13 protein-coding genes are annotated in these 12,104 nt (G+C 63.2%); all 13 read right to left on the minus strand.

Annotation, left to right across the window (positions count from 1 at the left end; all coding sequences use genetic code 11):
- Positions 1-110: 110 nt before the first annotated feature.
- The 13 genes from ROSMUCSMR3_RS20280 to ROSMUCSMR3_RS20335 all read right to left on the minus strand — a co-directional run bounded on the left by ROSMUCSMR3_RS20280 (position 111) and on the right by ROSMUCSMR3_RS20335 (position 12,023).
- On the minus strand, positions 111-839 hold the full coding sequence (locus tag ROSMUCSMR3_RS20280) for a DUF736 family protein (RefSeq protein WP_081508706.1): 729 nt from the start codon (positions 837-839) through the stop codon (positions 111-113).
- A 124-nt stretch (positions 840-963) separates the two neighbouring features.
- Positions 964-1,266, minus strand: coding sequence for a hypothetical protein (locus tag ROSMUCSMR3_RS20285; protein WP_008282933.1), 303 nt, complete (start codon positions 1,264-1,266; stop codon positions 964-966).
- 100 nt (positions 1,267-1,366) lie between these two features.
- Positions 1,367-1,828, minus strand: a complete 462-nt coding sequence (locus ROSMUCSMR3_RS20290; protein WP_008282932.1) for a DUF6915 family protein — start codon at positions 1,826-1,828, stop codon at positions 1,367-1,369.
- 1 nt (position 1,829) lies between these two features.
- Entirely contained in the window at positions 1,830-2,216 is a 387-nt protein-coding gene (locus ROSMUCSMR3_RS20295; protein ID WP_008282931.1) for a DUF6878 family protein, read from the minus strand.
- Positions 2,217-2,336: 120 nt separating this feature from the next.
- Positions 2,337-6,599 carry a strawberry notch-like NTP hydrolase domain-containing protein gene (locus tag ROSMUCSMR3_RS20300; RefSeq protein ID WP_008282930.1) on the minus strand — a complete coding sequence of 1,421 codons (4,263 nt, stop codon included), beginning with the start codon at positions 6,597-6,599 and terminating at the stop codon, positions 2,337-2,339.
- A gap of 102 nt (positions 6,600-6,701) precedes the next feature.
- A complete protein-coding gene (locus ROSMUCSMR3_RS20305) occupies positions 6,702-6,854 on the minus strand; it encodes a hypothetical protein (RefSeq protein WP_008282929.1) in 153 nt (50 codons plus the stop codon).
- The gene (locus ROSMUCSMR3_RS21535) at positions 6,844-7,008 is read right to left on the minus strand and encodes a hypothetical protein (RefSeq protein WP_008282928.1); all 165 of its coding nucleotides are present in this window, start codon (positions 7,006-7,008) and stop codon (positions 6,844-6,846) included. The genes ROSMUCSMR3_RS20305 and ROSMUCSMR3_RS21535 overlap by 11 nt, the downstream gene beginning before the upstream one ends.
- A gap of 94 nt (positions 7,009-7,102) precedes the next feature.
- Entirely contained in the window at positions 7,103-7,621 is a 519-nt protein-coding gene (locus ROSMUCSMR3_RS20310) for a type II toxin-antitoxin system YhaV family toxin (protein ID WP_008282927.1), read from the minus strand.
- Entirely contained in the window at positions 7,618-7,944 is a 327-nt protein-coding gene (locus ROSMUCSMR3_RS20315; protein ID WP_005668772.1) for a type II toxin-antitoxin system PrlF family antitoxin, read from the minus strand. The genes ROSMUCSMR3_RS20310 and ROSMUCSMR3_RS20315 overlap by 4 nt, the downstream gene beginning before the upstream one ends.
- A gap of 124 nt (positions 7,945-8,068) precedes the next feature.
- Positions 8,069-8,722: a DUF6927 domain-containing protein gene (locus ROSMUCSMR3_RS20320; RefSeq protein ID WP_081508707.1), complete on the minus strand. Its 654-nt coding sequence runs from the start codon at positions 8,720-8,722 to the stop codon at positions 8,069-8,071.
- A 102-nt stretch (positions 8,723-8,824) separates the two neighbouring features.
- On the minus strand, positions 8,825-9,418 hold the full coding sequence (locus ROSMUCSMR3_RS20325; RefSeq protein WP_081508708.1) for a regulator: 594 nt from the start codon (positions 9,416-9,418) through the stop codon (positions 8,825-8,827).
- 76 nt (positions 9,419-9,494) lie between these two features.
- Positions 9,495-11,477, minus strand: coding sequence for a ParB/RepB/Spo0J family partition protein (locus ROSMUCSMR3_RS20330; protein WP_081508709.1), 1,983 nt, complete (start codon positions 11,475-11,477; stop codon positions 9,495-9,497).
- Between the two features lie 156 nt (positions 11,478-11,633).
- Positions 11,634-12,023 carry a DUF3768 domain-containing protein gene (locus ROSMUCSMR3_RS20335; protein ID WP_008282920.1) on the minus strand — a complete coding sequence of 130 codons (390 nt, stop codon included), beginning with the start codon at positions 12,021-12,023 and terminating at the stop codon, positions 11,634-11,636.
- Positions 12,024-12,104: the final 81 nt, after the last annotated feature.

The following is a 12,104-nucleotide window of genomic DNA, read 5'->3' on the forward strand; positions in this document are numbered from 1 at the left end:
GCACCTGATCGCAAGCGGGTGGCGTCCTTCACGCAAACGGACATGGAAAAAGGGGAACCGTGATCCCACGGCTCCCCTTTCGGTGCGGATCGTCTAATCTCGCGCGTTAGTCATGCGACCAACGACAGCCCCGCGCCCGCGTCCTGCGGCTGCTCACCGCTGTCGATGAACGGGATGATCGAGAAGGTCTGCCCGCCGCGCTGTTCTTCGTTCTGCACGGCGTTCACGCGCAGGTCGCCATCGGGCGTGTTGATCAGCAGCGACAGGTAGTCATTGCCCGTGCGGCTGCTTTTGGCCATCCACGCCGAGCCGACGCGGATTGGTTTACCCCGGGGCGAGCTGACCTCGATCCGGTAATCCGGGTGGGTCTCCTCGGATTTGTAGCTGTTCTCGATCAGCATGAACTCCAGATCGAACATCATGTTGGCGATGTAGCCGGTGAACGCGTTGTCGGCGTCCATGGCGGTGAGCTCGCCTGAGATCGAGCCGGATTTCATGAGGCCGTTGGAAACCAGCGGGATGATCTCGAACTCGCCGCTTTGGGCCGCGCGCGCCTCTTTCGTCTGCACCGCATTGACCCGGAACGGGCCCAAGCCGACATCGATCTGCATCGAGATGTAAGGGTTTCCGCTGGTATTGCCGGTCTCGTTCCAGGCCGTGCCGATGCGCACCTTGCGGCCTGATTTGTTGACTGCCGTTACGTCAAAATCCGGGCTGCGTTCGGACATCTTCGGGCGGTTTTCAAGCTGGATGGCGATATCGAAACGTGTCGAATGGATCATGCCGGTGTACTGAGCGGCTGCGGTCTCGACGTTGCGGGTGAGGGTTCCTGCGAACATGGGATAGTTCCTTTTGGATTGGCCGGTGCCTGACGTTCTTGCCAGCGCATCCGGGATTGCTTTCTCGACCCCTTGAGGGATCACAAACCAGAAAGCCTGCTTTCCTTTCAGCCTCGCCCACGGGTCAAAGCTGCCGTCCGAGCGGGAATGCCCCCGCGCCTCCGGGTGCTACGCCCCTCCCCTGCCCGTCTGGTCTTGATTGGCTGCCCGGATTTTCCGCGCTGTCCTTCGATCGCCCGATGAAGAACTCCACCTCTTTTCCGTTCAACCGGTGCCCGCTCCGGTCGGTCAGGCCGATGCAGCTACCGTTCGGCTGATAGGTGATCAGGTACTGACCGAGCCTGTCCTTGTGGACAATGTAGCCGGTATTGGCCCAATGCACGGTCTGGCCCGCATCGACGGCCGCCTTGATATCATTGAGTGTCATGCGATCCTCCTCAAGAAGAATGGTGGGGAAACGACGCAAGAAGCCCGATCTTCCAACCGGGCTTCCATACAGTATTCGTTTGGCAAACGGCCGAGAGCTGTCAGGCGCTTTGCGTGGCCCGCGTCGCGCGCGCCGCCTTCCAATCTTTCAGGCCAAGAACCGTTCGTCCGGCGGCAACCTCGGAGGCCCAGGCGACCCTTGGGTCGCCGCAGGGCTCATCGCCAGAATGCCGGTCGATATGGCCATTGGCCATCCATGGCTCGGGCTGGATCCGTCGCTGCCAGTCCGCCATGCTCGGGATACGGCCCTGGCAATCTTCGCGGACATGTTGCTCGCCGATCCAGCGCACAGGTATGTCCCGACCAGCGCTATTGGTCAGGGTCAGGCCGAAGACACGTTCGGCCTCGAACAGGCCTTGGGCGTGATGGCGCAAAGCTCTGTGCGTGAAGAGCGCGAGGTGCTCTTTCGAGGCGTCAAACCAATCGTGCACAGCCTGATAGTCAGACGGCACCCCGCCGAATTTCCGGGCAGAGCTTTCGGCATGATGAAGCGGATGGGCCATCTCACAGCCCCTCGTCATAGCTGTGCGAGCATTCGACATAGCGGTCGGCATGATCCAAGGTGATACTGTCGTTGCGCAAGTCCCAGGTCAGCGTGCCGTAGCCACCCTCGTTGTTTTCGAACCCCGGGTGATGGTGATAGGCGAGCGACCAGGCGAAGTCGCCCACTTCGGTGGCAAGCGCCTCCGGCAGTTGGACCTCTGCGGGCTGCACCGTCACATCCTCGACATTGCCGGAGTCGCCATAGCCTTCGTATTCGGCAGTGACCTCGCTGATGCCAAGCGCACGTAGTTGCGCGAGCAGCTCCGTTCGGGATGCCTTCAATGTGGTTTCGCGCTCTGCGCGCCACTGAGCCGCCATTGCGGCATAATCGATCTGGGGATTGGTCATGGGTCTGTCCTCTTATCTGAATTTGGGGGGCGGGCGTGGCATTGGTCTGCGCGCGCCCAGAAAGCGCAGACCAGTGAAACTCAGATCCGCGACGCCCGACCGGAAGCCCGCTTTGACTTTTCAGGCGGCTTGTTCTGCCACCTTGGCGACTCGCTGCCCCACGATCCGGGCCAGAATGCTTCCCGTGTCGATCCCGTCCCCATGCGGCAGGAACACACGCAACTGGAAGGCGATGATCTCGGTGAAGCAGCCGAGCGCCTTGAGGCCATCGATCATGCCCCGATCCGCACCGCCCAACTCAAGGCGCATCTCGCCTGCGACCCGGCGACGGGTCAGGGTCAGACCCCGGCCCAGATCGACAGGTGCGGTGGTGCCGAGGGCGGCGGTCAACATCTCCTGTGGCGTTTGCGGATTGGAGACGAGGAAGCGGGCGCGCAGCGAGGCCGCCCCTTCCTCACTCAGCGTCCGCCCGATCATGGCCGTCGCCCCGTCTGGCGTGACACGGTAGATCCGCTCATTGGTGGTCGGAATGTCCTTCCAGATCGGCAGCAGCAGCCCGGTCAGCAGGTAGAGCTTGGTCGTGGTGGTTTTTGGCAGGGACGCAGCCTCGGCATCCCAAATCTGCGCAAATTCGGGCCTGTCGATCTCTTCCCAAGCCGAGGACTCAAACCGTGCCTCTTCGAGATAGCTCGACCCGTTTGGCCGCACCGCCTTGCGCATCAGCGTGACAATGTCCTCGTCATACATCTGCATGGGCCGCGCCGAGATGAGCGCCGCGCGACCGGAGGCGCGATTCACCATCGGCAGCTTGTCGGGATTGCGCGACATGGCCTCTTTGGCGCCCAGGACATGCACTGGGTCGGTCACCTCAAGCCCGATGATCCGCGTCACCGCGCCAGATTTCGGGCAGGTCCAGAGATCTTCCGTGGAGACCTGTTCGATCTTTTCGCCACGCAGCGTTTCCACGCCGAGATCGAGCGTGCCTGCCGCGCGCGCCCGTTCAGTCTGATCGGCAATCCGGCGCATGAACTCGGCAAAGAGCGCGTTCTGCATGTGGATGGGCAGGGCCAGAACCCGGTTCAGAAACCGTTGGATCGGCGGAAGCTCTTCGAGCAGCACCCCGTCCATGTCGATCAGCCGCAGTGCCGTCCAGTCGGTGAAGCTCTCGTAGCTCATCGCCTCGGCCCGCCCGGCGGCAAGATCGGCGAAATACCCACGCAGCGCCGCCCGTGCGATCGGGCTTTCGAGATTGTCCTCCTCGCGGAACATGCCTTGCGAGCCGGTCTCGCGCTGACCCTTGGTCAAGGCCCCCAGCTGGTCGAGGCGCTTGGCTATCGTCGAGGTGAAACGTTTTTCGCCATGCACATCCGAGGTGCAGACCCGGAAGAAGGGCGCGCTGACCTGCGCCGAGCGATGCGTGCGGCCCAGCCCCTGGATGGCCGCATCGGCGCGCCAGCCGGGCTCCAACAGGTAGTGCCGGCGCCGTTTCTGGTTCTTCGCCGTTTGCGCCGCATGGTAGGATCGACCGGTGCCACCCGCATCGGAGAAGATCAGGACATCCTTTTCGCCGTCCATGAAGGCCTGGGTCTCGGAGGAATTGCTGCTGGCGGCGCGCTTTTCGATGAAGAGATGGCCGTCCTCGGCCTTGAGGGGCCGGATCGATCGGCCCGTGACTTCTGCGACGGCCTCGTCGCTAAAGGCCCAGAGGATCTGGTCGAGCGCTGCGGGGATCGGGGCCAGCGTCATTAGCTCCATCATGGCCGCGTCACGCAGGGCGAGCGCCTCGCGCGAGACAACCAGCGCCCCGGTCTCATCCCGCAAAGGTTCCGCCACCATACTGCCGTCGATTTCCACGAGCTTTTGCGCGTGGATCGGGAAGGCCTGTTCGAGGTAGCCCAGAACATAGTCGCGCGGCGTCAGGGCGCCCTCGACGAGCTCGTCGTCGGAATCCATCGTCTCAAGCCGGCGTTTCAACAGGCTCTCGCCCGTCGAGACCACCTGGATGACGCAGGCGTGGCCCGCCGCGAGGTCATGCTCGATGGCGCGGATGATGGTCGGGGCTTTCATGCCCATCAGGAGATGGTTGAAGAAGCGCTGCTTCGTGCTCTCGAAGCGGGACTTGGCCGAGGCGCGTGCGGCCGAGGCATTGGTCTCGCCCGAGGCGTCGTTGACGCCGGTCGCCGTCAGCGCGGCTTCGAGATTGTGGTGGATCGTCCGAAACGCACCCGCGTATGCATCGTAGATCTTGATCTGGGCCGGGGTGAGCGCGTGTTCGAGCACGTCATACTCCACGCCGTCGAAGCTGAGGGCGCGCGCCGTGTAGAGCCCGAGCGTCTTGAGATCGCGGGCCACCACCTCCATGGCGGCGACACCGCCGGCTTCCATCGCCGACACAAAGCTCTCGCGGCTTGGGAAGGGGTATTCGGGGCCCTGCCCCCAGAGCCCCAGCCGCGCGGCATAGGCCAGGTTGTGCACGCTCGTGGCACCCGTGGCCGAGATGTAGAAGACGCGGGCGCGGGGTGCTGCCAGTTGCAGCCGCAGGCCAGCAAGGCCCTGCTGGGAGGGTTTGACCCCCCTGCCCTGCTCGGACCCGGCCGCGTTCTGCATGGCATGGGCCTCATCAAAAGCGAGGACGCCTTCGAACTCCGCGCCCATCCAGTCGAGGATCTGGCTCAGTCGCGTGGTGCCGCATTTGCCCGCGGACCGCAGCGTGGCGTAGGTGACGAAGAGAATACCGTCACCCATAGGGACGGGCTGGTCCGGTTTCCATTTTGAGAGCGGCTGGATGTCGGCGGGCGAGCCGCCGAGATCGGTCCAGTCGCGGATGGCGTCCTCGATGAGCGTGGCGGATTTGGAGACCCAGATCGCCTTTCTGCGACCGGCCAGCCAGTTCACGAGAATGAGCCCCGCGCATTCGCGCCCCTTGCCGCAACCGGTGCCGTCGCCGAGGAAATAGCCAAGGCGATAGGCACGTGCATTAGGGTCATCATCGGCGCGCGTCAGCTTGGTCTGGTCGTCATCGATCGCGAACCGACCCGGCAGGTCGCGCCGATGGGCGTCATGCGCCATGATGATGGTTTCCAGCTGCGCCTCGGAGAGATGTCCCTCCTCGATCAACCGTGCGGGCAGGCGCAAGTCATCACGGCCCGTATTTGAGGGCATGGGCGGGGCAACCGAGGCCATGGCGATGCTTTCAACGAGCGGCGTGGGATGTTCCTGCGCATCCGCAATCTCGATCCGTTGCGGACGGTAGCGCGCATAGATGTCCGAGATGGGCATGTTGTTGCGCGGGGTCTGAAGGCTCGTGAAGCTGAGCGGACGGACGGCATTGGCCCTGGCTGTGGGGGCGGTGATAACACCGGCAGCGGTCTTGCGCGGGACAAATGATCGAACGGTCGGCCGAGCATGAGGGATCGCTTCAACCCGTTGGGCCGGGCTCATCTCGGTCCGTGTTGCGGCCACGGCATCGACAAATGGAAGGGCTTCATCCAGATCGCACAAAGTGGCGCGGATCATCTCGCCGCCCTCCTGCACCTTGTCGAAGACCATGAGCTGGGTTTCGACAGAGGTGCCGAGCTTGCGGTAGACCTGCCCCGGCATCGTCAGCGCCAATCGTGGCGTCAGGAGACCGCAGGCGCGGGACCAATGCGCGGCATCGCGTTCGGGCGTGAACCCCGGCGGCATGATCGCCACCAGGCGCCCACCTGGTGCCAGGCGCTTTGCAGCCGCAATGAGATGTTTGGCAGCGATGTGCTTGTCGCGGGATCGGTCGACCGAGGAGGCGAAGGGCGGATTCATCACCACGACGTCGGGTAGAACCGGCGCCTGAAGCAGATCGTCGATATGCTCGCCGTCATGGCCCGTCACATCGCCACCAAAGGCCGCGCGCAAAAGGCTCTGGCGAAAGGGGTCGATCTCGTTGAGCACAAGGGTGGCACCGGCCCGGGCGGCGAAAGCAGCCAGTGCACCGGTGCCAGCCGAGGGCTCCAGCACGGTGTCGCCCTTGCGGATCGCCGCGGCCCGCAAGACCAGCGCCGCGAAAGGCAACGGCGTGGAAAACTGCTGCAGCCGGATCTGCTGCTCGGAGCGGCGGGTTTCCGTCAGCAGCCGCGAGGCAAGCAGCTTTGCAGCGGCGATGTCATCTGCCACGCCGTTCCCACGCAGCACCACTTGGACAGCCGCAGCCTGCATCATGTCATAGGCTATGCGCCAGTCCCAGGCGCCCCCGGCATCGCTGCCATGAAACGTCTCGCGCATGATACGCGCGAGCGCTGAACTGCGCAGGGGCTGGTCATCGACCTCCGTGCCGATTTGCGCGAGGGCAGAGGCGAGATCGGCTTCGGAGATTGCGAGAGCCGGGTTGGCCGTTCTGGGTTTGGACATGGGGATTTTCCTTTGGATCAGGGTCTGAGTTCCAAAGGACAAAAAGCCCGCTTTCGCTTTTCAGGGTGACGGGGTCAGACCGCGCTGACCTCCAAGGCTTGGTCAGGACTTGGGTTCGACCTCCCGTTTCGCATCAATCAATGCCTGTGCGGCCTGCATCACCTGAACCTGAGATGTTCCCGAGCGTGCATCCTCCAGCGCGGCCTGTACCTGCGCGCAAAACCAGGCGTCATACGAATTGACATCAGCCGCCACGGAAATGCTCCTCGAGCCCGATATCCAGCAGCTTGCCGAGGTCATCGGGCATGTCTGCAACGTGCACAGCAATTGGGAAACGGTGCCCCGTCAGGTCAGGCGCGCATTGCTCCTCTAGCCCGAGGTGCTGCCTATCGTTTTCCGCCTCAATCATTGTGCTTTCTCCGACCGTATTATCAGCCGATGCTACATCTTCCAGCGGGGCGTCGTAAACGATAATGCCAAAGGGTCACAGCAAGCTGGCCCACTTACCGATCGGGCACCGCTTCAAGGGAAGTTTCGAACCGCTTGCCCGCCGCTGCAGCTTCTTTCAAGAGCGCGTCGAAATTGTCAGGTGGATTTCCATCTTCCAGCATCCCTTTGAACGTCGCATAGGCATCCGTCTTGCTGCCATAGGCGCGCAGGGTCTTGTCGTCGTTCACCCAGGCTACCACGATGACCTTCGCATCGCTGTTGAACCGGTAGAACAACCGATACTGCTGGAAGAATTTCGCCCGGAACCAGTGCTTGCGGTGATCGCCGAGTGTGCCGCCTTGCCGGAAGGCGGCGGCACCCGGATCTGCCGGTATGGCCTCGGTGACCAGCTTGAAGATGGCGGCCAGCCGTTTCGTCGGGTTTTTCTTGCGCCAGGTCTTAGGATCGCGTGCCTTACGCGCCTCGACCTCTTCAATCAGCCCTTCGAGCTGATCCAGAAAGAGCGGATGCGCATAAATCGACCATCCGTTTACGACAAGGGGCGCTTGGGCGGGCACGCTATCGCCGCTCATTCATCCTCGAGCGATAGCGGCGCATCGAGATCGACGTCAACGTCTCCGACCAGTGCTGCAAGACGGTCATGCAAAGCCCCATCGAACGCCCGAATGCGGTCCGGATGCGCCTTGATATCGGCCTCGACAAAATCGAGAAAGGCTCCGAGCACGGGATCTTCCTCGTCGCTGCGCACGGGCTCGATATAGACCCTGCCACTCGGCTCGGTGCAGTAACGAATCTGGTCGCCCTTGCCCAGCTTGAGCTGTTTGCGCACACCCGCCGGCACGGTCGTCTGATACCGATCCGTGAGTTTCGAGACATCTTGTGCGAGGGCTGTCATGGCAGTCTCCTGAAGAAAAGGTTCTTTGCTGCCCGCGATAGGTAATGCATTTGCATTGCCTTGTCAAGACAAGCCGCAGCATCTGCTGTCGCCGGGCAGGTCAATGAACCGTCCGGCGAAGGACCTAATTTCGCCCCGCCAGGAACTCCGCCAGCACCGGGCTAGCCGCACCTTTCGCGGAGCTGAGCAGCTCCGAGCCCGCAAGCGAGGCCTTCGACAGGCGTACGAGCCCACCAGTTTCCTCGATGCGGTAGCAGCGGCGCTTTTGCCGCCCGCGCCTGTAGTGGGTCGCGGTGACAATCTGGCAGGTACTGCCATCGGTGAGCGTCACAGGTGCTGCGAGCTTGATCTTGTCGCCTTCCTCGTAGTCCGGGATCGACGCCCAGTCCCGGCAGCGCTGACGCCAGTCCTGCGCGTAGCTGTCCGGGTCTTTCAGGTCGGAGAGGAGCGCGATCAACGCAAGGGGAGCACGAGACTCGTTCGGGCCAGTACTTTCCTCCATGTCCTTGTAGCCCCAGCAGCCGTCATCGTATCGGGTGAGGAAGACAGCCCCGAACGTGATGGAGCCATCCACATCGGTCACATAGGTCGCGTCTTCGACTGGCGATCCGTCGATGCTTGTGACCCTCGCCGCTGCATACCAGGTCGAACCCACCTTGCAGGATTTGATGAGTTCGGTCTTGCGCGTGTCGCTCTCAAAGGTGCAGAGCCGTGCGATTTCCGCTTTCTCATCCGCGTAGGTCTGGACGCGGCGGTCGGTGTAGAAGAGCCAACCCATTTCAGAGTCCTTTCTCTCAGAAGGAAAAATGTCGTCGCCAATGGTCCGAGGGGGCCGCAGGTCCGGCAGGGTATTGGCGATGCTGGTTTGAGGAAGGGCGCGTTAAGCCGCCCTCCGACCGTCGATCTCCATCAGCGCATCGAGCGGCACGCGGTAGGGCTGCATGGCGTCGAAATCCTCGCAATTGCCGCAGTTCTGCACGATCGCGAAGGTGTCGCAGGCATCCTTGAGGATGACCCGGAAGGTGCCGCCAAGGCCCGACGGCACCTCATAGGTCCCGCCGATCAGATAGTCCGAGGCCCGGCGCACGAAGACGCGGATGCTGTGGCCATCGGTGGCGAGCCGAATGGCCCCCTGCCCCCGGTCGATGAGCACCTGCACATCGTCGAGGATGTCGGTGTAGAACTGGCCGGTCAGATCGCGAAACGCCATGCGGCGCTGCGCCATCCAGTCGGTGTCCCGAAACGGGTTCATGCCATCGGCGAAAGCAAAGGACGGATCGGCCTGCTCGGTGGTAACGATGCGGGTGGTCGTGCCGTCGATGCCGTTGGAGCGCAAATGCACGCCATTGCCGACGATCAGGATCAGGGCAGGCCTGTCCACAGGCCCGTTCCAGTTGGGCAGGAAGGTCGTGCAGGCACGCGCATGTGCGATTTGCGCCGCAACAGCGGAGGCAGAGAACTTGAGAATAGCCATGGGGATGTCTTTCTGTTCGGTTTGGAAGGGTCGACCCGCGCGGGCGGCATGGTCCACGCGCGGGTCGCGTGAGGACTCAGGCCGCTTGCGCGATGTCGCCGTCAGGCTCCGGGGTTTCCGCAGCGGGCTCCGCCTCATCAAAGGCGACACCGGCGGTCTGCATCATGGGCGGACACCAGGCGGCCACGGCAGCGCGCTGCGCGTCCGTGAGCGTCGCGAAGGGATCGGCGAAGAGCTTGTCGCAGAAGGCGACGATCTCCTTCTTGCTCGACGAGGCCAGCGTCACCGCCTCCTGGGCGAGACCCAGATCCTCGCCGAGGATCTTCAGGAGCCAGGCCTTCTTGAAGCGGTTGAAGAGGGCCGCATTCGGCGTCCAATGCGCCCGGATGTCGGGCATGATCTCGATCTCGAAGTCATGCATCAGGCTGTCGCGCTGGCGGTCCCGCGCGAAGCAGGACTGCGTGGTGCTGGCGGTTGCAAAGGCGACGAGATTGGCCTTCTCCCCTGCCTCCAGCGCGCGAAACGCCGCGAACTGATCGGCGGGCGCGCGGGTGTCATCGAGCCAGGACAGATCAAGCGCATCATGTGCCTCCGCCACCTGCTCGAGCGAGGTCTCGTCGATCTCGTCCATCTTGGCATGGCTGCGGTATTCCTTGCGGGCCTCGACCTTGATCGCCTGCGTGACACTCATGCCGCTGGCCAGAACGTCACTGACCAGCTTGAAGAGCGTCAGATCGAGCGTGGCCTCCGGATGCAGCGCCATCGCGGCCCCAAGCGCCATGGCTCGCTCGGTCTTGAGGTCCTCAGCCAGTGAGGCTGGATAAGTGATTTCGCCGGCGTCCGGGGCCTCCTCCCCGGTCGGGCTAGCCGAGGAGCCGCGCGCGCCCTCCTCTTTGATGGTGTCTTCCGGGCGGACGAGACCAACATGGAGCGTGATCTGCCCACCCTGCCACGAGGCGATCACCCCAGACCGTGCGAGGTCCTCGGCGCTGTAGGCCTCCTGCAGATCGCGCGCTTCCTCTTCCAGAGCGTCGACGCGGTCGTAAAGGGCATTGTAGGCACCGTCCTCGAGCCCCTCATCCTCCATCTCGAGCTGCAATTTCTCAAGCTCGGCGGTGATCTCATTGATGCGCTTCTGGGCAGCCTCATCCGGCTCGATCGGGCCGGGATAGACGCGACCATAGTCGGCCATGGTCGCGTAGTCATAGCGCACCATCGCATCGGCCCAGGCAAACCCCAGCCTCATACGGGCCTCTTCGGCGGCGGCACCGAGCTTCTCGAGCAGGATGGTCTCGACCAGTGCCGCATCCTCCAGCACGGAATGCTCTTCCAGAAGGTCAGCCGCGACGGCACCGCCACGCGCCTCGTAGTCTTCGCGCACGAAAGCCCCGATATCATCGCTGACCTGCACGCCGCGGGATTTGAGGGCCTGACGGACGGTATAGGCCTGCAGATAGCCGCCGTCCTTCGTGAGCGCCTCGAAGACCTCGCGCTGCGCCTCCTGGCTCGGGTGCTCGGCGAAGGCTTTCATCGTGTCGAGCGTGATCACCTTGCCCCGGGCCGCGGCGCGGATGTCGGGGTGGATCAGGCCATAGCGCAACCGGCCTTTCACGGCCGCCACCGTGGTGCCGAAGGTCTTTGCGATCGTCTCGGGCGTCTGGCCGTCGACCTCCATCATCCGGGCGAAGGCCTCGAACTCGTCGATGGCATTCATCGGTGCCTGGGTGATGTTCTCGGCGAGCGACAGTGCCGTGGTGACGTCGCAGTCTTCCGGCACGAGGCGGCAGTCCACCTTGGTCTTCGCCGTGAACCCCTTGCTGGCCTTGTCGGCGATCAGCTCCTTCAGCGCGGCATGGCGTCGGCCACCGGCGAGGACAGCATATTTGCCGTCAAGCTTCTGGACGAGAAGCGGCTGGAGCAGGCCCAGCACAGCGATGCTGGCCTTCAGATGCGCGATGTTCTCGGGGTCATAAGTTTCCGGCGAGTTGCTGCGCACATTGGCGGGATGCGGGACAAGATCGCCGATAGCGATGGTGAGAGGGGCAAAGTTCGTGGTCATGGGATATCCTTCCAGGTGGGTGAAGTGTGGCCCCCGCGCGCGCGGGCGTAACCAATCCCCGGCTTCAGGGATCACTACGACAAAAGGCCCACTTTCCCTTTGAGGGGTCAGTGGGCCTTCATCGTCTGAGATGTCAGGGGGGAGGAGTCCCCTGCCCTACCAGTCGCGCGCCAGCATGATGGTCAGCACGCGCATGGTGGTGGCGGGATTATCCGGGGTCTCAGCCCCGTAGCGGAAATCCGAGTCTGCTTCATAGAGATCGATTTTCCAGAACACGGTCTCGCCCCGGATCTCGACCGCCCCGAAATCGTGCCATCCCTCGGGATCATTCTCAGGCTCGAATGTGGCAAACTCACCGGTCGCCTTCACCGCCTCGGCCATGAAGCCGTCACCAGCCTCCATAAGCGCGCGGGTGACATGCATTCGGCCCTGGATGGGCTGCGCGGGCGGCACTCCAAGGCACGCGAGCTTGCGAAACGCGTCGTTCTGCGCCGCGATCACGGTCGAGTCGGGACGATCTGGCTGGGGTTGAACGGTCATGGCCATGGGGATCTCCTTTGAGAAGTTGAAACACCCTTCCCAAAGCCTGCTTTCACTTTTCCGCCTGGCGGATGAATTGAGGCCGAA

It is taken from the genome of Roseovarius mucosus, assembly GCF_002080415.1.
Taxonomy (GTDB): Bacteria; Pseudomonadota; Alphaproteobacteria; order Rhodobacterales; family Rhodobacteraceae; genus Roseovarius; species Roseovarius mucosus_A.